The sequence below is a fragment of the Rhodoferax sp. genome (assembly GCF_025354435.1).
Lineage (GTDB): Bacteria > Pseudomonadota > Gammaproteobacteria > Burkholderiales > Burkholderiaceae_C > Rhodoferax_B.
In genome coordinates, this window is record NZ_JANXMU010000045.1 from 115,129 (window position 1) to 136,859 (window position 21,731).

The following is a 21,731-nucleotide window of genomic DNA, read 5'->3' on the forward strand; positions in this document are numbered from 1 at the left end:
ATTTAAATAGCTAACAATGGCGTGGATGCTATAGGCTGCTTTAGCCGCGCTGCAGCACCCAGGCGGCAAACGGTGCCAGCAGGCCGTCGGCGCGGGCCTCCACCGTGGCCAGCAGGGGTTGCCAACCGGCAGGCTGCGTGTATTTTTGGGGGCTGGCAGAGAAGTTCAGCACCGTCAGCGTGTGCGGCGTGGTCAGGGTGATCACCTCGGTGGCCGGGTCGGCAGCTACCTGCACCTGGTCGCGCTGGCGGGGGCCGAGCTGGCCGCTGCGTTTGAGGGCGATGAGCTGGCGGTACAGCGCCAGGATGGCCCGGTTCTGCGGCGCATCCAGCAAATGCCATTGCAGCTTGGAGGCCTCAAACGTGCTGCGCGCATGCGGGTCGGGTGGCTTGATGCCATCCGCGCCGTCAAAGGCAAAGTCCGCCTTGCGGCCCGCGCGCACGCCGTCGATCAGCGGCTGGTCGCTGAAATCTTCAAAGAACAGGAAAGGGGCCGTCTCGCCGTATTCCTCGCCCATGAACAGCATGGGTACAAACGGGCTGGCCAGCACTGCGGTAATGCCCAGTAGCGCCTTGGCCCGGCCATGGGTGGCCAGCATGCGGTCGCCCAGCAGGCGGTTGCCCACCTGGTCGTGGTCCTGGATGTGCACCACGTGCTCGAAGCCCTGGGTGCTGGCCGCGTCGGTGCCCAGAAAGTACTTGTAGATCTGGTCAAAGCGCGTGCCGTCCAGCACAAAGCCGTCGCGCAGGGCTTTTGCCACGTCGGCAAAGCTGCCGAAGTTGGCGTAGTGGCGGCCAGTTTCACCGGTCAGCTTGGCAAATACGGCGTGGTTCAGGTCGTCGTTCCACTGGGCGTGGTAGCCAAAGCCCTGGTCGGCGGTCACAAATTTATTGTTGCGCAGGTGCTCGGCGATCATCAGCACCTCGCGGCCCTGGGCCTGGCCGATGCGGCGGGCCAGATCCGTGCATTCGCGCAAGATGTGCACCGGCATCACGTCAAAAATCAGCGACACCGCGTCCATGCGGAAGCCGTCGAAGCCGATGTCTTCCAGCCAATAGCGGGTGTTTTCCAAAAAGAACTCGCGTACGCCGTGGTTGTACTCGCCGTCGAAATTGATGGCTGCTCCCCAGGGCGTGGCCGCGCTCTTGGTGTAGGGCGCAAAGGCTCCGGTGTAATTGCCCTCGGGCCCAAAATGGTTGTAGACCACGTCCAGGATGACGGCCATGCCATGCCGGTGGGCGGCTTCGATGAAGGCCTTCAAATCCGCATAGCTGCCATACGCAGCGTGCAGGGCAAACAGACACACGCCGTCGTAGCCCCAGTTGCGCTCACCGGGAAAGGCCGCCAGCGGCAGCAGCTCGATGGCGGTGATACCCAGGTCGCGCAGGTAAGGCAGCTTGTGCTGCGCTGCGGCCAGCGTGCCCTCGGGCGTGAAGGTGCCCAGGTGCAGCTCGTACAGGATGGCGTCTTCCATCTTTACGCCCGTCCAGCCCGGGCTGTGGGCAGGCGTGGCATCCACCACCATGGATGGACCATGCACCCCCTGCGACTGGTAGTGCGATGCCGGGTCGGGGAAGCGCTGGCCATCTACCTCCAGCCAATACAGCGTGCCGTGCGGCAGGCGGTCGGTATCGCCATGCCAATAGCCCAGCGCGTCAACTGTCAGGGAGATACGGTTCGGTGGTTCTACCAGTAGCACGCTGAGGTGGGTTTTCAGCGGGGCAAAGACCCGGAATGCCGAGCGTCCATCGGCTGTTATGAAGTGACCAACTGCTGCCATTGCGCGTGTCTCCTAGGTGGGGGAAACGATGGTAGCAGGCGGGTTTGTTTGCTTTTACGTATCTAACACTTACGTTATTTACTGAGTCTTAAGACTGCCGGCTTGTTCTTTACACAGTAGACTTTACAAAAAAATTGTATACAAAATTCATAAAAATATTGGTTCACGGATGCATCCATTGCCAGCGCAACCCAGCCACGCAGCGAACAGCGTGCCTGCTCTTAACGCCCCCCCGTTTTCGGCCCTCACCGTCCTCTGCGCCGTAGCCCGTTTCCACCAAATCGCCGCCGACCCGGCCACGCTCGCGCACCAACTGGGTTGGTCCTCCAATCAGGCGATCACCTGCGATGACCTGTTACATGCCGCCCAGCAGTTAGGGCTCACGGCCAAGCTCATCCACAGCCGCCCCGACCGCCTGGCTCTCATCCCGCTGCCCGCCCTGGCGGTGATGCGCACCGATGATGGCAGCTTGCGCGTGGCCATACTGGCCCAATGCGACGGCAGCCGGGTACTGCTGCAAGACCCCGCTACCTCCCGCCCCACCATCGAATCGGTGGAGGCCTTCGCTACCCTGTGGACCGGCCAAATCATTTTGGTCAGCAGCCGCGCCAGCTTGGCCGGGGCACTCGCCAAGTTTGACTTCTCGTGGTTTATCCCCGCCCTGGTCAAGTACCGCAAGCTGTTGGGTGAGGTGCTGCTGATCTCGTTTGCGCTACAACTTTTCGGCCTGGTCAGTCCGCTGTTCTTTCAGGTCATCATGGACAAAGTGCTGGTGCACAAAGGCCTGACCACCCTGGACGTGCTGGTCACCGGCCTGGTGGTGGTGGTGGTTTTTGAGAGCGTGCTCAACGCCTTGCGCAGCTATATCTTTAGCCACACCACCAGCCGTATCGACGTAGAGCTGGGTTCGCGTCTGTTTCGCCACCTGGTAGCCTTGCCCTTGGCCTACTTCCAGGCGCGGCGGGTGGGCGACTCGGTGGCCCGTGTGCGCGAGTTGGAGAACATCCGCAGCTTCCTCACCGGCAACGCCCTCACCGTGCTGCTCGACGTGTTCTTCAGCATCGTCTTCATCGCCGTGATGCTGTTCTACAGCGTGCCGCTCACCTTGATTGTGCTGGTGAGTTTGCCGCTGTACTTTGGCCTGAGCCTGGCCGTCGTACCCATGCTGCGCCAGCGCCTGGACGTGAAGTTCGCCCGGGGGGCCGAGAACCAGGCCATGCTGGTGGAAACCGTCACTGGCATCCAAACCGTTAAAGCCACCGCGCTGGAGCCGGCATTCGGCAAGCGCTGGGACGGCCAGCTCGCCGCCTACGTCTCCGCCTCTTTCAAGACGCAAAACCTCGCCAGCGTGGCCCACGAGGGCGTCAACCTCATTGGCAAGCTCGTCAACGCCGCCACGCTTTGGTACGGCGCACACCTGGTGATGGACAACCAGCTCACGGTAGGCCAGTTTGTGGCCTTCAACATGTTTGCAGGCCGCGTGTCCCAACCCATCATGCGCATGGCCCAGCTGTGGACCGACTTCCAGCAAACCGGCATCTCGGTGGCCCGCCTGGGCGACATCCTCAACACCCGCACCGAAGTGCCCCCCACCAGCACCGCCCAATTGCCCCCCGTCAAGGGCCGCATCACGCTGGACCAGGTCACCTTTCGCTACCGCCCCGAGGCCGCGCCGGTGCTCAACAGCGTCAGCCTGGACATTCGCGCAGGCGAGGTCATCGGCATCGTGGGCCGCAGCGGCTCGGGCAAAAGTACGCTGACCAAGCTGGTGCAGCGCCTGTACGTGCCCGAGGCGGGCCGCCTGCTGGTGGACGGCATCGACATCAGCCTGATCGACGCGGCCCAGCTGCGCCGCCAGGTGGGCGTGGTGCTGCAAGAGAACCTGCTGTTTACACGTTCGGTCAGAGAGAACATCGCCATCACCGACCCCGCCGCCCCCATCGAAGCCGTGGTGCGCGTGGCCCAACTGGCCGGGGCCCACGACTTCATCAGCACCCTGCCCGAAGGCTACGACACCCTGGTGGGCGAGCAGGGCGGCTCCTTGAGCGGCGGTCAGCGCCAGCGCGTCGCCATTGCCCGTGCCCTGTTCACCAACCCCCGCATCCTGATCTTTGACGAAGCCACCAGCGCGCTGGACTACGAGAGCGAAGCCGTGATCCAAAAGAACATGCAGTTCATCGCCCAAGGCCGCACCGTGCTCATCATTGCCCACCGCCTGAGCGCCGTGCGCCACGCCCACCGCATCATCGTGATGGACAAAGGCCAGATCGTGGAAACCGGGCCGCATGCCGACCTGCTGCGCCAGCAAGGCATCTACGCCCACCTGTGGCACATGCAAGACGGCGGGCAGCCTACCGAAGGGGTGGCGGCATGAGCGAAACATCCCCAAGCCACCCGTTACCCCACGCCTCCACCCCAGCCACCCCCCGTCACCCCGCGCTGCATTTGCTGGCCCGGTACCGCGCCATCTTCCGCGCAGCCTGGGCCCACCGCGCCGAGCTGGCAGGCCCGGCCCGGCTGGCCGACGAACTGGCCTTCTTGCCCGCCGCCCTGAGCCTGCAGGACACCCCCGTGCACCCGGCCCCGCGCCGCTTGGCCTGGGGGCTGGTGGCGCTGTTTGGGATCGCCCTGGTGTGGGCCAGCGTAGGCCAGGTGGACATCGTGGCCGTGGCGCCGGGCCGCATCATGGTGAGCGACCGCACCAAGCTCATCCAGCCGCTGGAGCCCAGCGTGGTGCGCGCCGTGCGCGTCAAAGACGGGGACCGGGTGAAAGCGGGCCAGGTGCTGGTCGAGCTGGACCCCACCAGCGCCAACGCCGACAAAACCAGCATCCAAACCCAGCGCCAGGCCCAGGCATCGGAGCTGGTACGCACCCAGGCACTGCTGCAAATGCTATTGAATCAGAAGCAGATAGCGCAGACAGCACCTACGCTAGAGGCCGATTTGGTACTTAATTTGGAAGTAAGCGCTGCGGAGCGTGCGGCCACCCTGGCCCAACTCGAATCCGAATGGCAAGACATCCGCGCCAAGCTGGCCAAGTTCGATGCCGAAACCCAGCGCCACCACGCCGAAGCCGCTACCGTACAGGCCAGCATCGCCAAGCTGGAAGCCACCGTGCCCATGGCCCAAACCCGCGAGGCCGACTTCAAAGCCCTGGTGGGCCAGGGCTTCATCTCCAACCACGCCACCCAGGACAAAACCCGCGAACGCGTGGAGCAAGAGCGCGACCTGGCCACCCAGCGCGCCCGCCTGGCCGAGGCCCAGTCCACTCTGGCCGAGACCGAGCAGGCCAAGGCCGCCTACTGGGCCGAAACCGTGCGCAATTTAAGCGACCGCCACGCCCAGGCCAGCAGCCGCCTGCAGCAGCTCAACGCCGACCACGCCAAAGCCAGCCACCGCGAACGCCTGACCCAGCTCACCGCCCCGGTGGACGGCGTGGTGCAGCAACTGGCCATCCACTCGGTAGGCGGCGTGGTCACCGAGGCCCAGCCGCTGATGGTGGTGGTGCCCGACAGCGCCACCGTCACCGCCGAGATCAGCATCGCCAACCAGGACATTGGCTTCGTCAACGCCGGGCAAACAGCCGAGGTAAAGCTGGAAACCTTCCCGTACACCAAGTACGGCACGGTCGCCGCCACCGTGGATGTGGTCACGGCGGACGCGGTGACGGACGAGAAGAAAGGCAGCTACTACCCGGCCACTATCACCTTTCAGCAGACCAGCATGCTCATTGACGGCAAGCGGGTGGATTTGAGCCCGGGGATGAATGTGACTGCGGAGATCAAGACGGGGCGGAGAAGGATCATCGAATACTTGCTCAGTCCGGTGCAGCGGGCGGGGAGTGAGAGTTTGCGGGAAAGATAGAGGTGGCCGCATAGCCAGCAGTCTAGGAAATACGGCAATGTGCAAGTGCAATATTTGAAACATAAAGGATCTGAATATGGCGAGGAAAACGGCAATTTTTTGGTATGTATTTGGAGGTGAAGGTCAGGGGACGTTCATCGTTGCACCACTCGGCGAGTCTCCTGATGATGTGGGGCCGAGTGCGATCGGCGTAGCCAGCGTCCAAGGCACCATCACCGTGCAGAACTGAAAGCCGGGCGACCTGGGTTTGGCACTACAGGCAGCGCCTGCTACCGCACAGTTGTGGTTTACCAAGACGGGCAACAACCTGGACGTGGCCATCATTGGCACCAGTGACAAGTTCAGCATCAGCAACTGGTACCTGGGCAGCTGGTACCACGTGGAGCAGTTCAAAACCAGCGATGGCAAAACCCTGCTCGACAGCTAGGTGCACAACTATTTTGCTATCAAATAAGTAGCTACTGGCGATTTTTGACAAGCGCTAGCAGCCGATTTCCTTACATATAAAGCCGCTACCGCTGCCCAAGCCAGCTGTGGGTGTCTAAGTGCAACATTTAAAACATAAAAGGCGCTGCCGATGCCCGCGCCAAGATGGAGTGTCCAGGGGTGCTGTTTCGGGGCCTGTAATTTGGTTACAAATCAAGAGCCTTTGCCAGCGCTTTACGGGCGGCGCAAAAGAGTTGCGGCATATAACTAGGAACCTGTGCCCTTGGCAATGTGCTTTGCTGCATTGCCTGCGCTTTCAGGACCTTAACCATTGCCAGACCCAAAGGATAGACATGGCCGACGCAATTGCAAATACCACCCAAGCCGATGCAGCGGCAGCCGTTGCATCGGAGGGCGATGACCTGTTGATGGGTACATCGGGCGAGGACGTTATTTACGCTTTGGGCGGTAACGACCGCATCGAGGGGCTGGCGGGTAACGATCTGCTCGGTGGCGATGCCGGTGACGACCAGATTTTTGGTGGTGATGGCGACGATTTGTTGATTGGCGCCACGGGGGACGACACGCTGGACGGTGGTGCAGGCGGCGACGACCTGTACGGCGGAATCGGCAACAACACCTATTTGTTTGGTCGAGGTGATGGACAAGACAGACTTTGGACCGACTACAGCACGGATGAGGGCCGCTTCAACATTTTGGAGTTCAAGGACGGCATCCTGCCATCAGATGTGGTGGTGAGTAGTGCTTATACAGATTTAGTACTCTCTATTGCGGGCAGTACGGACCAATTTTCGGTGGTTGGCTTCCTTGGGCCCGATAGCATGGCTGACCGGTACAACCCCTTGCAGCAGGTGAAATTCGCCGACGGCACGGTGTGGTCTGTGGACATTTTGCTTATGAAAGCCAATGTGGTAACCGAAGGCCCGGACACTTTGTGGGGAACCTCGGGTGACGATGTGATTAACGCTTTGGCGGGTGACGATACCGTCTTTGGTTTGGCGGGCGACGATGTGCTCGATGGTGGTGCGGGTGTAGACCAACTCAATGGAGGGGATGGCAACGACACCTTGATAGGTGGTGAAGGCAACGACAACCTCAGTGGCGACAACGGCAACGACACCCTGTTTGGAGGCGCAGGTAACGACAACCTGTGGGGCTGGGACGGCGATGACACGCTGGACGCCGGAGCAGGCGACGACTACCTGATCGGAGGCGCGGGCAAGGACACCCTGCTTGGCGGGGCTGGCAACGATTTCTACTACGTGGATGACAGCGGCGATGTCACTATCGAACTGGTGGGCGAAGGCACCGACCTGGTGTTGGCCAGTGCGAGCTACACACTGGGTGACAACCTGGAGAATCTGACGTTGATGGGTGATGCCTCCGATGCCACCGGCAACGCGATGGACAACGCGCTGTATGGCAACAACGCCGGGAACACCCTCGTCGGCGGTGCGGGTAGTGATGTGATCGATGGGAGGTGGGGGGCCGACACCATGCTCGGCGGCACGGGCGATGACACCTACTTCGTAGAGAACACGGGCGATGTGGTGACCGAGTTGCCAAGCGAGGGCGTTGACACCGTGTACACGTATGTCAACTACACGCTGGGCGACAACCTGGAAAGTCTGGTGCTGACCGGCTATGCCGAGATCGGTGGCACCGGCAATGGCTTGGGTAACCACATGGACGGCAACAGTGCGTACAACATCCTCATCGGTGGTGGCGGTGACGATTGGATCAATGGAGCCGAGGATGCTGATGTTTTGCTGGGCGGGGTGGGTGACGATGCCTACTATGTGGACAACGTCGGCGATATGGTGCTGGAGTTGGCGGATGAAGGAACCGATACGCTGTTCTCCAGCGTTAGCTACACCCTGGCCAAAAACCTGGAAAAGATGGTGCTGATCGGAGATGGCGCAGTCGATGCCACCGGCAATGCCCTGGACAACAACCTGTTGGGCAACAGCGCGGCCAACACTCTTACGGGCGGGGCCGGGGACGACTGGATCGATGGGGCCGCCGGGGCCGACACGATGCTGGGCGGCACCGGCAACGACGGCTACTTCGTGGACAACACCGGCGATGTGGTGACGGAGCTGGCAGACATCGGTATCGACAAAGTGTTCTCCAGCGTCAGCTACACCCTGGGCGACAACCTGGAGCAGTTGGTGCTGGTGGGCGATGCCGCCACCAACGCCACCGGCAATGGGTCGAGCAACTACCTGGACGGCAACAGCGCCGCCAACATCCTCACGGGCGGTGCCGGGAACGACTGGCTCAACGGCGCAGGCGGGGCCGACACTCTGCTGGGCGGCGCGGGCAACGATGTCTACTACGTGGACAGCGCGGGCGACTTGGTGACCGAACTGGCGGGCGAAGGCCAAGACACGGTGTTTTCCAGCATCGACTACACGCTGAATGCCAACGTCGAGGAGCTGGTGCTGACCGGGGAGGCTGCCGTCAACGCCACCGGCAATGCGCTGGGTAACCTGCTGGTGGGCAACAGTGCCGACAACACCCTGGCGGGTGGTACCGGCAACGACATCTACCGGCTGGACCGTGGTTTTGGAGCCGACACCATCCACGAGGACGATGCCACTGCAGGCAACACCGACGTGGCCGAGTTCGGCGTCGGCGTGACCGCCGACCAGCTGTGGTTCAGCCAGACGGGTAACAACCTGGACGTGACCATCATCGGCAGCAACGACAAGTTCAGCATCACCGACTGGTACCTCGGCAACCAGCACCATGTGGAGCAGTTCAAAACCAGCTACGGCCAAACTTTGCTGGAGGGGCAAGTGCAAAACCTGGTGCAGGCGATGGCGGCCTTTGCGCCCCCGGCGGCGGGGCAGACTAGCTTGTCCAGCGGGTATGCCACAGAATTGTCTCCGGTGCTGGCGATTAGCTGGGGCTAAAGAAAATATTGATAAAAATGGCCTCTTGCGCTTTATGAATAAGTGCAAATAGCTATCAATATAGTAGCAAATAGGGTGTGCGGGAACTCGCCGCTTCCGTCCCCGTCGCACTAGGCTGTAGGCCCCCAGGCGGCGGTTGGGCTGTAGGCACCATGCCGATAGAGTGAGTTGCAAACAAAAAGATACACCTCATGGGCTTGCGACTTAAATTCAATTTGGTGCTGGTGCTGGTTTTTCTGGCGGGCTTTGTGGCCGCTGGAGCCGTGTCGCGCCAGCTTTTGCAGGACAACGCCCGTGACGAAGTGGTGCGCAACGCCCGGCTGATGATGGAAACCGCCGGCGCGGTGCGCAACTACACCATCACCCAGGTACAGCCGCATCTGCTCAAGCAGCTCGAAGAGGTGTTTTTGCCGTAAACCGTGCCCGCCTACGCGGCCACCGAGACCCTGAACCAGCTGCAAAAGAACTACCCCGAGTACCGCTACAAAGAGGCGGTGCTCAACCCCACCAACCCGCGCGACCGCACGGCCGACTGGGAGGCGGATGTGGTCAACCAGTTTCGCCAGCATGAGGCCGTGCGGGAGATCGTGGGCGAGCGGCCCTCGCTCACCGGGCGCAGCCTGTATATCGCCAAGCCCATCCAGATCACCAACGGGGCCTGCCTGCAGTGCCACAGCGTGGCCGCCGCCGCGCCGCCCACCATGTTGAAGATCTACGGCGCGGCCAACGGCTTTGGCTGGAAGCACAATGAAATCGTCGGGGCCCAGGTGGTGTCGGTGCCGATGGAGGTGCCGTTGGCGCATGCCGACCGGGCTTTTACCGCCTTTATGGCTTCGCTGGCCGGGGTGTTTGTGGTGGTGTTCATCGTGCTCAACATCATGCTCAGCTGGCTCATCGTGCGGCCTATCCGGCGCATGTCGCTGGCGGCCGACGGCATCTCCACCGGCGACTTCAACCAGCCCGAATTCAGCGAAAAAGGCGATGACGAAGTCGCCGTGCTGGGCAGTTCCTTCAACCGCATGCGCCGTAGTCTGGAAAAGGCCATGCAGATGATTGACGAGTAAGCCCATGGCGGAGCCCGGCGCAGTGCCCCAGAACGTTTCGGCCGACGCGGCCAGCCTGCCGGTGGGCTACCGCATGCTCGAATACCAGATCCAGAGCGTGCTGGGCAGCGGCGGCTTTGGCATCACCTACCTGGCCCGCGACGACAACCTGAACCTGACGGTGGCGATCAAGGAATACTTTCCCAGCGGCCTGGTGGCCCGGGGCGAGAACCACGCCGTGGCGGTGCGCGAAGGCCACCAGAGCGCGCAGGCCAAGTACGACTGGGGTTTGCAGCGCTTTCTGGACGAAGCCCGGGCCCTGGCCTCGTTTCGCCACCATAACATCGTGCGAGTGCTGCGCTATTTCAAGCAGAACGACAGCGCCTACATCGTCATGGAGTACGAGCTGGGCCAGCGCCTGAAGCGCTGGGTGCCCAACCATGCGCCGCTGACCCGGGACGCGCTGCTGTCCATCATCCATCCGCTGCTCGACGGCCTGGACGCGGTGCACCAAACCGGCTTTTTGCACCGCGACATCAAGCCCGACAACATCTATGTGCGCGCCGATGGCACCCCGGTGCTGCTGGACTTCGGCGCGGCCCGCCGCGTCAGCAGCGACAGCGCCATGACCAACATCATCAGCCCGGGTTTTGCGCCGTTCGAGCAGTACCACTCCCAGGGCAAGCAGGGGGCTTGGACCGACATCTACTCGCTGGGTGCGGTGATGTACTGGATGACCACCGGCGAGAAGCCCACCGAGTCAGCCGCCCGCGTGACACAGGACACCATGCTGCCTGCGTCCAGCCTGGGCGATGCCGCGGTGTTTGGTGCCAAATTGCTGCAGGCCATCGACTGGGCGCTGCTGCCGGATGAAAGTCGCCGCCCGCAGTCGGTGGCCTTGTTCCGGGCCGCCCTCAATGAGGCCGCCAAGCCGCAAGCTACCGACATGCTGGACTTCCATCTGGCTTCGGAGAGCCGCCTGACCAACCGCACGGCTGCCGCCCGTATCCCGGCCGACCAGCGGCGCAACCTGCTCTGCACCATCTTGTTTTTGGACTTGGTGGGCTACGCTATTCGCTCGGTGGACAACCAGGTGGCGCTGAAAAAGGTTTTCAATGGGCTGATCGTTAAGGCCTTGCACGGTATCGCGGAAGAAACGCGTATCGCCATCGACACCGGCGACGGCGCGGCGATCTGCTTTCTGGGCGACCCCGAGGAGGCCCTGCAGTCGGCCATGTTGCTGCGCGACTTGCTGGGGCAGCGCTATGGCAGCCATGTGGCGGTGCGCATGGGCCTGCACATGGGGCCAGTGCGCATCATTTCCGACATCAACGAGCGGGTCAACGTGGTGGGCGACGGCATCAACGTGGCCAAGCAGGTGATGGACTTCGCCCAGGCTAACCAGCTGCTGGTGTCGCGCTCGTACTTCGATGTGATTTCGCGCATTACCGACAGCACGGCCGAGCTGTTTCGCTATCTGGGCCCGCACGAGGACAAGCATGGCCGCCTGCACGAGGTGTATGCGGTGGAAGGCCATGCGCCGGGCTTGGAGCCCACGCTGAAAGTAGGCCCCCCGGGCAGCACCGGCTACACCACCACGGTGCGCATGCAAACCGCCACCCTGCTGGCACCCGAAAAGGTGCTGGAGATTGAAAGCGAACTTTCGCGCCACATCGGCCCGTTGGCGCGAGTGCTGGTGCGCAAAGTGTTGCCACTGGCGCAGGACATTGCCCACCTGCGGGAAACGCTGGCCCCGGCGATCCAGGAGTCGCGCACCCGGGCCTCGTTTTTGGCCGGGACCCCTGCCGTGGGCCAGGCGCAACCGGGCAGCAAGACGGCGCCCAGCGGATTCCAGGCATCGACCGGTGCCGGGAGCTTGTCTGCGGACGGCCTGGGTTCGCGGCCCATGCCGCTCAGCCAGACCCCTAGCCAGCCGGTGCTGAGCCGTCCGAACAGCCTGCGCAGCACCGGTGCCAGCCAGTCGGTCTCGCAGCTGCAGTCGGTGACACACCCGTTTGCTATCAGTTCGGACGAGTTGGTGACCATCGAGCTGGCGTTGAGCAAGTTTATCGGCCCGATTGCCAAAGTACTGATCCGCAAAAAGGCGGGCCACTGCACCACCTTCAAAGATTTCATCGCCACCATTGCCCAGACCATCGACCGGCCTGACCAGCGCGAGCAGTTTGTTCAGTCGCTTAAGCGCGCACTGCCGAAGAGATCGTACTAGCTACTTTGGTGTAAAAAGTGCATCTAGCGCTTACGGTACCTATACAAGTAGCTATAAATACAGTAGCAAATTAAGGAAGTCAGGCGGCCCGCATCACCGGGCCGGGCCGCTCTTGCCAGTTGCTGGCGCGCGGCTTGGTGGTGGCTGCGGCGTGGCTGCGACGCTCTTCGCTGGGCGACTGGCCAAACAGGCTGCGGTAGGCCTTGCAGAAGTGTGACGACGACTGAAAGCCACAGGCCACGGTGACCTGCATGATGGGCATGCTGCTGTGCGTCAGCAGCTCTTGGGCGCGGCGCAGGCGCAGGTTCATGTAGTACTGCGCCGGGTTCATGCTGAAGTAGCGGTGGAACAGGCGCTCCAGCTGGCGCAGCGACAGGTTGATGGCACTGGCCAGCTCGGCCAGCGGCAAGGGTTCTTCGATGTTGGCGGCCATGATTTCGGCGGCCTCGGTCAGGTGCTGGTAGCCGGGGCCGATGCACTCGGGCTGGGGGATGCGCTGGCGGTCTTTGCTGGCGCGCAGGCGTTCGATGATGAACTGCTCGGACACATCCATCACCAGCTTGGCCCCAAAGCGCTCGCGCATCAGGTGCAGCATCAGGTGCAGGGGGCTGGTACCGCCCGAGCAGGTGATGCGGTCGCGGTCGACGATGAAGACTTCGGTAGAAAACTGCACCTTGGGGAATTCTTCGCTGATGGCGGCCAGGTTTTCCCAGTGGATGGCGCAGCGGTAGCCGTCCAGCAGCCCGGCGTTGGCCAGGGCAAATGCCCCTGTGCACAGCGAGCCCATGGTGGCACCCGTGGCGGCACATTGGCGCAGCAACTGGCGCACGGTATCGTCGGTGGCCTGGCGCACATTGACCCCGCCGCAGACAAACACCATGTCGCAGTCGGTCAGCCCGGCAGACCCTGCTGTCGCGCCCACGGCGCTGATCGCCAGGCCATTGCTGGCCACAGCGGCCTGGTCGCCAGGGCTGATCACGGTCCAGCGGTACAGCGTCTGGCGGCTGATGTAGTTGGCCATGCGCAGGGTTTCCACCGCGTTGGCAAAGGCGATCATCGAGTACTCGGGCAGCAGGATGAAGCCGATGTGTATCGCGCGTGCCTTGGCACTGGAGTCATTGGCTCCAAATGCGACAACCGGGGCGGATTCTGGGGACATACGGGGCACGGTACAGTTCCTTAGCTTTCGCGGCTTTTTCGGGCGACACCAAAACTCTCAGTGAGGCGGTCCAGGATGATAGCCAGCAAAACCACCGCCAGTCCACTCTCAAACCCGAGTCCGATGTCCAGCCGCTGGATGCTGGCCAGCACGTCGTTGCCCAGGCCACCCGCGCCTACCATGGACGCGATGATGACCATGGACAAGGCCATCATGATGGTCTGGTTGACTCCGGCCATGATGGTAGGCAGGGCAATTGGCAACTGCACCTTGAATAGCAACTGCGTGGCGGTGCAGCCAAAGGCGTTACCGGCCTCGACCTGCTCGGAGCTGACCTGGCGGATACCCAGGCTGGTTAGACGCACCACCGGGGGCATGGCGAAGATCACGGTCGCAATCGTGCCGGGCACGCGGCCCAGGCCAAACAGCATGGCGGCGGGGATCAGGTAGACGAAAGCAGGCATGGTTTGCATGAAGTCGAGGATGGGGCGCACGCTGGCGTTCACATGGTTATTGCGGGCACACCAGATGCCCAGCGGAATTCCAAAAATCAGACTGATGATGGTGGCCGACAGCGTCAGCGCCAGGGTCACCATGGTTTGCGGCCAGAAACCGGTCACCACAATCAGCATCAAAGCCAAAGCAACAAACACGCCAAACTTCCAGCCCAGGCGGCGCCAGCCCACCACCGTGGCGACCAGAATCACCAGCCAGAAGGGAATGGCCAGCATGCCTTGCTCGATGGACTGGGCAAAGCCTTCGACCACCACGCCGATGGAGTCGAACACGGCGGCGCTGTTGTCCAGCAGGCTTTTAACCCCGGCGTTGACCCACTTGCCCAGCGGCAGCATGTCATGGGTGGCTTCGGTTACTTGGGTAAGCAGATCAGACATGGCGGGCCTCTTGGGACATTTTGATGAGCAGGCTGCGGGCAGAAATACAGCCAAGGCATTGTTCGGCATCGTTGAACACGCCAACGGGTTGGTCGCCGCCGAGCACGATCTTCATGGCTTCGGGCAGGGTGGTGGACCAGGGAAGGCGCGGCCCACCGGTGTAGGAGTGGCCGTTCAGAGCGGGGTCGAGCAGGTCGGCCGCAGTGAGGTAGCGCGAGGTGTCCACACCTTCAAAGAACCGGCGCACGTAGTCGTTGGCGGGCTTGGTGATGATCTCGTGGGCGGTGCCTTCTTGCACCAGATTGCCGCCTTCCATGATGGCGATGCGGGTGCCGATGCGCAGGGCTTCTTCCAGGTCGTGCGACACAAACAGCACGGTGCGCTGCTGCTTCTTTTGCAGTTCCAGCATCAGGCCCTGCATTTCCACGCGCTTAAGCGGGTCGAGCGCCGAGAAGGCTTCGTCCATTAGCAGGATGTCGGGGTCGACCGCCAGGGCGCGGGCCAGGCCTACGCGCTGCTGCATACCACCGGACAATTGCGAGGGGAACTTGGCCGCATAGGTTTGCAGGCCGACCTGGCCCAGCACTTCCATGGCGCGGGCTTCGCGGGTCTTGCGGTCTGTCCCGGCCATTTCGAGTCCGAAGGCCGCGTTATCCAGCACGTTGCGGTGCGGCATGAGGGCGAACGACTGGAACACCATGGCCACCCGCTTGCGCCGCCACTTCACCAGTTCGGGCTGCGGCAGCTTGGCAATGTCTTCGCCGTCGATGTTGATGGAGCCCGAGGACGGCTCCACCAGACGGTTGATCAACCGGATCAGCGTGGACTTGCCCGAGCCCGACAGGCCCATGAGCACATAGATTTCGCCCGCGGCCACATCAAAGCTGACTTTGTTGACCCCGACCACATGGCCGGTGGTGGCAAACACCTCGTCCTTGCTGCGCCCTTCGGCCAGCATCTTCTGGGCGGGGGCGATATTGCTTCCAAATATCTTGTATAAATTTTTAACGCTTATCTTGGGCTGAGGCATGGCGGTTCTCCGAGAATAGGTAACAAAAAAACACGTTGAAATATTTATTTTTAGCAAGCAACGTGCCACAAATTTTGTAGCTTAATTTAATTTAAAACATAGGGTAAATCCATGAGAATATTAAAACGGTAGGGGCCTTGCACCAATAGAGTGTCTTATTAATATTTCAGAATGTAAAAAACCCGCCAAAACAGGATGTCAGGCGGGCTTTCTTGCACCGTCTTGTGCGGGGATACGCTGTTTTAGGTTAGCGATCCATGACGATGTCACTTGTCGGCTTGCTGCAACAAGGCAAAAACCAGCCCTGGTCTATTTCACGCTGGCGAATACCACCGGCGTGTTTTATTTCTACCGTACCGGATATTTTTTTGGTTTTGCAGGTGCCGCATGCACCACCGCTGCACGAAGATGGCAGCCGGAAACCAGCCGCCACAGAGGCTTGCAAAACAGTTTGATCCGATGGGCAAGTAAATGATTTACCCATTTTCTGTAGATCAATTTTGTATATAACTTCGGTATTTTCTTTTGTTGCCTCTTGATTATCTGGGGCGTGCGCTGCATCGGCCACCAGGGTTTCAAAAGAAAAGCTTTCTTCGCGGTAGCGCGGCATGTCAAACCCGGCGGTGGTCAGCAGGCTGCGCACGGCCGCCATGAAGGGGGCCGGGCCGCAGGTGTAGACATCGCGCTGCATGAAGTCGGGGGCGATGTGGGCTAAGCGGGCCGAATCCAGCCGACCCAGGTGCCCGGCGTAGTTGCTGCCGGGCGTGTGCTGTTCGCAGACCAAGGCGATACGAAAGTGCGGCATGTTGCGCGCCATCAGCGTCAACTCTTCGGCAAACAGTACGTCGGCAGGGGTGCGGGCGCAGTGCACAAACACAATGTCTGCATCGCTGCCCAGGTCGTGCAGGGCGCGGGCCATGGACATCAGCGGCGTAACACCGCTGCCGCCCGACAAGAACAAATAGCTTTTGGCGGGCGACTTGAAGCAGCTGAACTCGCCAGACGGCCCCATGGAGCCCAGTTCCATGCCGACGCGCACGTTATCGTGCAGCCAGTTGGACACCGTGCCGCCAGGCACGCGTTTGACGGTGATGCTCACTAGGTCGGGCCGGGTGGGCGTGCTGGACAGGGTGTAGCAGCGGTTGATTTTTTCGCCACCAATCTCCAACTCCAGGGTGAGGAACTGGCCTGGCAGGTAGCGGAAGTTGCGCGGGCCATTGGCAGCCAGCACGAAGGTCTTCACATCGTGCGTTTCCTGGCGGATGTGCACGCAGCGCAGGGTTTCGTCCTGGTCAGAGTTCCAGGGTGACGACACCGGGGCCGCGAAGTCGGGGGCGTAGAAAGGGATGGCGAAATGGGTGGACATGGCGGCTCAGTTCAACGCGTCAGTACGCTCAGGCGGTTCACGTACCAGTTGCAGAACTTCTCCACCAGGCCTTCGGTGAACGGCGAGTACGGGCCGGGCTGGTAGGCACCGGTGGAGATGCCGATCTGCGACTCTTCCACCAAGCGGCGGTCCTGGTCGTTGGTGGCGTTCCATACGGCGGTGAGATTTTCCTTGGTGTAGTCCACACCTTCGACCGCGTCCTTGTGCACGCACCAAGTCGTGCGCACCAGGGTTTTGGTCGCAGAGATTGGCAGCACGGTGAAGCTGACGATATGGTCGCTCATAAAGTGGTGCCAGGAGTTGGGCTGGGTCCAGAAAGACAGGCCACCGAGCGCCGGATCTACGAAGTCCGCTAGCAATTTTTTGGAAGCCACTTCGGCGTTCATGGTTTGCGACTGGCCCGAGCGGTCAATCGGCAGGCGCTGGGTGCGGAAACCGGTGATGCGGTCGTCCAGCGTGTCGATCTCGGCCGAAGGCAGACCCATGCCTTCCCAGCGCTCGTGGTTGGCGGCCATGATGTCCTGGAAGCGCTGCAGGTCGGCCTTGTTGTCCTCGTTGGGCTGGTAGCCAAAGCCGTATTCGTACAGAGAAATGGTCAGCTCGGGGTGGTTGCTCATGCAGTGGTAGCACTCGCGGTTGTTCTCCATCGTCAGCTTCCAATTGCAGTCTTCGACGATGTCGATCTGCGCCGCCACCTTGCACTGGCTGAGCTGGTGCGGGGCGATGTAGGGCGTCATCTCGGCGACCATCTGCTCAAAGTCTTCGGGCGGGTTTTCGGCCAGGCAGATGAACAGCAGCCCGGCCATGTTGCGGATGTGCACCGGCTTGAGGCCCAGGCCGCTGGGGTCGAAGTCGTCACCCATGTGCTTGGCGTGGATCAGCTTGCCGGTCAGGTCGTAGGTCCACTGGTGGTAGGGGCAAACGATGTTGCCCACGATGCCTTTGGGCTCGGCGCACAGGCGCGAGCCGCGGTGGCGGCAGACGTTGTGGAAGGCCTGGATGTTCATGTCGTCGTCGCGCACGATCAGGATCGAATTGGTGCCGAAATCGACGGTGATGTAGTCACCGGCTTCGGGCACCTGCGGCTCCACCGCAACGAAGATCCAGTGCTTGCCGAAGATGTGCTCCATGTCGGTCTGCAGGATGGTTTCGCTGAGGTAGAACGGGGCCTCCAGGCTGTAGCCGGGGCGGCGGCGGGCCAGCAATTCGCGGGTCAGCAGGGTTTGCGCAGATAGGGTGGTCATGGGGTGTCTCCTCAAAAGGTCACAAGAGAATGGGTGCGCAGGTAGTCAAGTACCGCTTGGGCTTTGGTGTCGGCGTTACCGGTCTGGAGCACGATGCCGCCGGTAGAGGGCGACTCGATTGCGCCCAGCATGCGGGCATGGCCGGATTGCACGGTTTTGGCTTCCAGCAGCTTGCGGCGCTTGCGGGTGGGCACCAGGGTGCCGGACGGGCTGGCAGAGGCCACGGTGGCAGCTGCGGAGCGAACGATCTTGCCTGCGACCGCGTCGGCCAGCGAATGGCGCAGCGTCAAAGGGGCCGCCGCACTGATGGCTAGCACCGCCGGTGCCTGTACCTTCAAACGCCGCCGTGCACCCTTGGGCAGAGCCTGGGTGACGATCCAGCCGCTGCCGTCGGCTTCTACGTGCAGCACGTCGGTCACCACGGGCCGCCCCAGGGCTGCGGCCAGGGCGTAGGGCAAGACCCCCGAGCCCTGGTCGGCTTCGGAGCGCGTACCCGTCAGCACCAGGGCCACATCGCGCAGGGCGGGCAGCAAAACCTCGACCAGCGGGGCATCGGTGGCGCAGGGCAGCACTTCCACCACGGGCGCGCCCAGAGCCAAGTAGTCGCGGGCCACGGCATCGGGCATCTGGCCTGCACACAGCAGGCGCACGGACTTCGACAAGCCCAGGGCCAGCGTGGCCGCCGTGGCATCGGCCTGGCAGCGCGTGAGGCGCTGGCTGGTGGGGTGTCTGCGTGGGGCCACGAGTACCGTGATCTGGCTCATACACCTTCCTTTTCTTTTTTCACCAAGCCCAGCAGGGCTTGCATCAAGGCCGCGCTGTCTTCCACCACGGTCAGGTCGGCACGGCGGGCGATCGGGGCCGAGGCATCGAGGTTCACCGCGATCACGTGGCGGCAGTCCTTGATGCCTTGCAGATGCTGCACTGCGCCGGAGATACCCAGCGCCAAGTAGCCCGAGGCGGAGACTGTTTTGCCGGTGGCACCAATTTGCTGCGTGCGGGCAAAGCGGCCATCGTCCACCGCCACGCGCGAGGCGCCTACCGCCGCGCCCACTTCCAGCGCCAGCGCGTGGAACAGGGGCAGGTCGGTCACGCCATTGCCGGCGGCGAGGATGAAGTCTGCCTCTTCCAGCGCCAGGGTTTGCGGGTCACCGGCCTTCATGCCGAGGTCCTCGATACCGGCATCGGGCACCGTGGGCAAGGCCGGAGCGGCGGCACGCAGGCCCAGGCCGACAAACGGCAGCTTGGTACTGGCGACACCCTTGGCCAGCAGCAGCACGGGTGCGTGCGGGCGCAACCAGTCTTGCTGCACATTGGCGGGCACGCGCAGGCTGTCTGCCGCCAGTTCCACTACGCCGCATTGCAGGCCCAGGCCTGCGGATATTGCGAAACGGCGGCCTAACTGGCCGTCGGCGGCGCTATCGGTAAATAGCCATTGCGCCGGTGCCAGCGTGGCGTGCAGGCCTTGCAGCCACTGCACGCAGGCGCTGGGTTGGTAGGTGCTGGCATCAAAGCTGTCCAGCACCAGTAGTTTGTCCACGCCCAGGGCCGCGGCATCGTCACCGCAGGCACCCAGTACCGCCACCACGACTTCGGTGTCTGCCGTGGCCAGGATGGCGGCGGCGGCGATGGCTTGGCGTGCGCCATCGGTCAGCGCGCCGCGCTCGGCGTGGGTGACGACCAGGGTGCAGCGGGTGAACGGGCCTTGGCTGCGCACCGGCTTGACGGCAGGGCCGTGGGCGGCGTGGGGAGCCAGGCGTTCGCCCTCGCTGCTGCCCAGGATGATGCGGCGCAGGCCTGCGGGGGTGATGATGGCGGGGCGGCGCGGATCGATGCGGCGAATCTGGGTACTCATGCGACCTCCAATGCGTGGGCCATCAGCTCGGCAATGTCCAATACCTCGGGCCGGGGGCCGACCACGCCTTCGAGCATCGCCGTGCAGTTGGGGCAGGCGACAGCCACTACCCCCGCGCCGGTGCTCTTCGCGTCGGCAATGCGGATGTCGGGGATGCGGGTGGTGCCGGGGATGTCGGTGAACGGCGCGCCACCACCACCGCCGCAGCAGCGGCCACGTTCTCGGCTGCGTTCCATCTCTACCACCTTGATGCCAATCCCCTTGAGGACGGCACGCGGTGCGTCCACCTCGCGGCCATAGCGGCCCAGGTAGCAGGGGTCGTGGTAGGTCACGGCCTCCAGGCTGCCTGCGCGGGTGGGTTGGAGCGTCTTCTTGGCCAGCAGATCGGCCAGCAACTGGGTGTGGTGCCACACGTCGAAGCTGCCGCCCATGGCGGGGAATTCGTTTTTCAGCGAATGGAAGATGTGCGGGTCGGGTGTGACGATGTGCGCGAACCTGCGGGTTTGGAGCGTGGCGATGAGCTGTTTGGACAAGCGTTGGAAACCCGCCTCGTCGCCCAGCCGCCGTGCCAAATCACCGCAATCTGTCTCTGCTGCGCCCAGGATGGCGATCTTGAGCTCTGCTTTTTGTAGCGTTTTGATGAAGGCCCGCAGGGTTCGCTGGTAACGCATATCGAAGCCGCCTTCGCCGACCAGCACCAGCCAGTCGGTTGTATCGCCCTCGTTGAGTACCGGCAGGTTCAAATCCGCAGCCCAGTGGTGGCGCGCAGTCAGCGGGAAGCCGCCCACGGTATCGGTGTCGCGCAGTTGCGCCAGGGCTTCCATGCCTTTGTTGGGCACCACGCCGGTCACTAGGGTGATGTGGCGGCGCATGTCCACGATGGCATCCACGTGCTCGATCAGCATCGGGCACTCTTGTACGCAGGCGCGGCAGGTGGTGCAGGACCAGAGTGTGTCGGAATTGATCAGGCCGTTGACGATGGGCAGATGCGGCGCACCGGCGTGTTCGCCGACTTTTTGGCCAGGGTAGGGGCTGCCTGCGTAGTTCGCGTCCGATTTGGCGCTCATGCCAACCACCAGGTCCTGGATCAGCTTCTTGGGGTTTAGCGGCTGACCTGCGGCAAACGCGGGGCAGGCGGCTTCGCACTTGCCGCACTGCACGCAGGCGTCGAAGGACAGCAGCTTGTTCCAGGCGAAGTCGGCGGGCTTGCCCACGCCCATGTCATCAGAGGTGAGCGTGAGGGGTTGCAGGGCAGTAGCAAAGCGTTTGTCCGCACTAAAGCGCTCGGGCCGGGGATGCAGGCCCAGGTGCAGCAGACCGGCGACGGCGTGCTTCATGGGGCCGCCCAGGCCGATACCGAACGCCAGCTCCGCGGCGCCAGCGGCAAACGCCAGACTGATCAAACCCGCCAGCCAGGGAGCCAGCGCAGTGCCCGTCAATGCGACGGCACCGACAAGCGCCACGGCCACCGCAAACAGCATCAGCGAGTAGGGCAGGCGGCTCCATGGGCCTTTGGACAGGCGGGCCGGGGCATTGCGGCGGCGCGAGGCCATGGCGATCGTGCCCGCCAGCATCATCAGCCCGGCCAGCAACAAAATGCCGTCTAGCACCGGCCAGTACAGACCCAGGCCGTAGTTCAACGCCACCAGGGCCAGCGCCAGAATGGCACCACCCGCCACGCCTACGTGGGCGCGGGCCACAAACGGCTCGCGCGCCACCACATCGTGCAGGTCGACAAAGTAACGCTTCGGTATTTGTAGCAACCCATGCAGGTCTACTCTGCGTGAGCGGCCTGTTTTCCATATAACTGCCCGGCGGGCCATGCCCCAGGCCAAGCCCAGAACTGCCAGCCAGAAAATCGTGCTTACGAGGTGCGCGAGCATC

16 protein-coding genes are annotated in these 21,731 nt (G+C 62.6%); 7 read left to right on the top strand and 9 right to left on the bottom strand.

Annotated features, from left to right (window positions below; all coding sequences use genetic code 11):
* Positions 1-40 precede the first annotated feature (40 nt).
* A complete protein-coding gene (gene treZ / locus Q0T48_RS12280; RefSeq protein ID WP_295956733.1) occupies positions 41-1,780 on the bottom strand; it encodes a malto-oligosyltrehalose trehalohydrolase in 1,740 nt (579 codons plus the stop codon).
* A 211-nt stretch (positions 1,781-1,991) separates the two neighbouring features.
* Between treZ and Q0T48_RS12285 the strand changes: the two genes are divergently transcribed.
* From Q0T48_RS12285 to Q0T48_RS12315, 7 genes are all read left to right on the top strand, one after another.
* Complete coding sequence (locus Q0T48_RS12285; RefSeq protein ID WP_295956736.1) at positions 1,992-4,154, top strand: type I secretion system permease/ATPase; 2,163 nt, start codon at positions 1,992-1,994, stop codon at positions 4,152-4,154.
* Positions 4,151-5,644, top strand: coding sequence for an HlyD family type I secretion periplasmic adaptor subunit (locus tag Q0T48_RS12290; RefSeq protein ID WP_295956738.1), 1,494 nt, complete (start codon positions 4,151-4,153; stop codon positions 5,642-5,644). The genes Q0T48_RS12285 and Q0T48_RS12290 overlap by 4 nt, the downstream gene beginning before the upstream one ends.
* A 247-nt stretch (positions 5,645-5,891) precedes the next feature.
* A complete protein-coding gene (locus tag Q0T48_RS12295) occupies positions 5,892-6,071 on the top strand; it encodes a calcium-binding protein (RefSeq protein WP_295956739.1) in 180 nt (59 codons plus the stop codon).
* Between the two features lie 352 nt (positions 6,072-6,423).
* Positions 6,424-9,009, top strand: coding sequence for a calcium-binding protein (locus Q0T48_RS12300; protein WP_295956741.1), 2,586 nt, complete (start codon positions 6,424-6,426; stop codon positions 9,007-9,009).
* Between the two features lie 191 nt (positions 9,010-9,200).
* Positions 9,201-9,425, top strand: coding sequence for a hypothetical protein (locus tag Q0T48_RS12305; RefSeq protein ID WP_295956743.1), 225 nt, complete (start codon positions 9,201-9,203; stop codon positions 9,423-9,425).
* A 3-nt stretch (positions 9,426-9,428) separates the two neighbouring features.
* A complete protein-coding gene (locus tag Q0T48_RS12310; RefSeq protein ID WP_295956744.1) occupies positions 9,429-10,073 on the top strand; it encodes a DUF3365 domain-containing protein in 645 nt (214 codons plus the stop codon).
* Between the two features lie 4 nt (positions 10,074-10,077).
* The gene (locus Q0T48_RS12315) at positions 10,078-12,279 is read left to right on the top strand and encodes a protein kinase (RefSeq protein ID WP_295956746.1); all 2,202 of its coding nucleotides are present in this window, start codon (positions 10,078-10,080) and stop codon (positions 12,277-12,279) included.
* A gap of 79 nt (positions 12,280-12,358) precedes the next feature.
* On the opposite strand, the gene Q0T48_RS12320 is transcribed toward Q0T48_RS12315, so the two are convergent.
* The 8 genes from Q0T48_RS12320 to Q0T48_RS12355 form a co-directional block, all read right to left on the bottom strand.
* The gene (locus Q0T48_RS12320) at positions 12,359-13,438 is read right to left on the bottom strand and encodes a GlxA family transcriptional regulator (RefSeq protein WP_295956747.1); all 1,080 of its coding nucleotides are present in this window, start codon (positions 13,436-13,438) and stop codon (positions 12,359-12,361) included.
* Positions 13,439-13,458: 20 nt separating this feature from the next.
* Positions 13,459-14,331 carry a proline/glycine betaine ABC transporter permease gene (locus Q0T48_RS12325; protein WP_295956749.1) on the bottom strand — a complete coding sequence of 291 codons (873 nt, stop codon included), beginning with the start codon at positions 14,329-14,331 and terminating at the stop codon, positions 13,459-13,461.
* Positions 14,324-15,361 (bottom strand): glycine betaine/L-proline ABC transporter ATP-binding protein, encoded by a 1,038-nt coding sequence (locus tag Q0T48_RS12330; RefSeq protein WP_295956750.1) that lies wholly within the window; start codon positions 15,359-15,361, stop codon positions 14,324-14,326. Before Q0T48_RS12330 ends, Q0T48_RS12325 begins: the two co-directional genes overlap by 8 nt.
* A 247-nt stretch (positions 15,362-15,608) precedes the next feature.
* Positions 15,609-16,727: a hybrid-cluster NAD(P)-dependent oxidoreductase gene (locus Q0T48_RS12335; protein ID WP_295956752.1), complete on the bottom strand. Its 1,119-nt coding sequence runs from the start codon at positions 16,725-16,727 to the stop codon at positions 15,609-15,611.
* A gap of 11 nt (positions 16,728-16,738) precedes the next feature.
* The gene (locus tag Q0T48_RS12340) at positions 16,739-17,992 is read right to left on the bottom strand and encodes an aromatic ring-hydroxylating dioxygenase subunit alpha (protein WP_295956754.1); all 1,254 of its coding nucleotides are present in this window, start codon (positions 17,990-17,992) and stop codon (positions 16,739-16,741) included.
* 11 nt (positions 17,993-18,003) lie between these two features.
* Positions 18,004-18,756, bottom strand: coding sequence for an electron transfer flavoprotein subunit beta/FixA family protein (locus tag Q0T48_RS12345; protein ID WP_295956756.1), 753 nt, complete (start codon positions 18,754-18,756; stop codon positions 18,004-18,006).
* Positions 18,753-19,847: an electron transfer flavoprotein subunit alpha/FixB family protein gene (locus tag Q0T48_RS12350; RefSeq protein ID WP_295956758.1), complete on the bottom strand. Its 1,095-nt coding sequence runs from the start codon at positions 19,845-19,847 to the stop codon at positions 18,753-18,755. The genes Q0T48_RS12345 and Q0T48_RS12350 overlap by 4 nt, the downstream gene beginning before the upstream one ends.
* Positions 19,844-21,730 (bottom strand): (Fe-S)-binding protein, encoded by a 1,887-nt coding sequence (locus tag Q0T48_RS12355; protein ID WP_295956760.1) that lies wholly within the window; start codon positions 21,728-21,730, stop codon positions 19,844-19,846. Before Q0T48_RS12355 ends, Q0T48_RS12350 begins: the two co-directional genes overlap by 4 nt.
* Between the last annotated feature and the right edge of the window lies 1 nt (position 21,731).

Excerpts from the sequence above, each read along its gene's own strand:
- Q0T48_RS12350 (WP_295956758.1), bottom strand. The coding sequence starts at position 19,847 with ATGAGTACCCAGATTCGCCGCATCGATCCGCGCCGCCCCGCCATCATC.
- Q0T48_RS12345 (WP_295956756.1), bottom strand. The coding sequence starts at position 18,756 with ATGAGCCAGATCACGGTACTCGTGGCCCCACGCAGACACCCCACCAGC.
- Q0T48_RS12355 (WP_295956760.1), bottom strand. The coding sequence starts at position 21,730 with ATGCTCGCGCACCTCGTAAGCACGATTTTCTGGCTGGCAGTTCTGGGC.
- treZ (WP_295956733.1), bottom strand. The coding sequence starts at position 1,780 with ATGGCAGCAGTTGGTCACTTCATAACAGCCGATGGACGCTCGGCATTC.
- Q0T48_RS12315 (WP_295956746.1), top strand. The coding sequence starts at position 10,078 with ATGGCGGAGCCCGGCGCAGTGCCCCAGAACGTTTCGGCCGACGCGGCC.
- Q0T48_RS12325 (WP_295956749.1), bottom strand. The coding sequence starts at position 14,331 with ATGTCTGATCTGCTTACCCAAGTAACCGAAGCCACCCATGACATGCTG.
- Q0T48_RS12335 (WP_295956752.1), bottom strand. The coding sequence starts at position 16,727 with ATGTCCACCCATTTCGCCATCCCTTTCTACGCCCCCGACTTCGCGGCC.
- Q0T48_RS12305 (WP_295956743.1), top strand. The coding sequence starts at position 9,201 with ATGGGCTTGCGACTTAAATTCAATTTGGTGCTGGTGCTGGTTTTTCTG.
- Q0T48_RS12340 (WP_295956754.1), bottom strand. The coding sequence starts at position 17,992 with ATGACCACCCTATCTGCGCAAACCCTGCTGACCCGCGAATTGCTGGCC.
- Q0T48_RS12320 (WP_295956747.1), bottom strand. The coding sequence starts at position 13,438 with ATGTCCCCAGAATCCGCCCCGGTTGTCGCATTTGGAGCCAATGACTCC.
- Q0T48_RS12300 (WP_295956741.1), top strand. The coding sequence starts at position 6,424 with ATGGCCGACGCAATTGCAAATACCACCCAAGCCGATGCAGCGGCAGCC.
- Q0T48_RS12330 (WP_295956750.1), bottom strand. The coding sequence starts at position 15,361 with ATGCCTCAGCCCAAGATAAGCGTTAAAAATTTATACAAGATATTTGGA.
- Q0T48_RS12290 (WP_295956738.1), top strand. The coding sequence starts at position 4,151 with ATGAGCGAAACATCCCCAAGCCACCCGTTACCCCACGCCTCCACCCCA.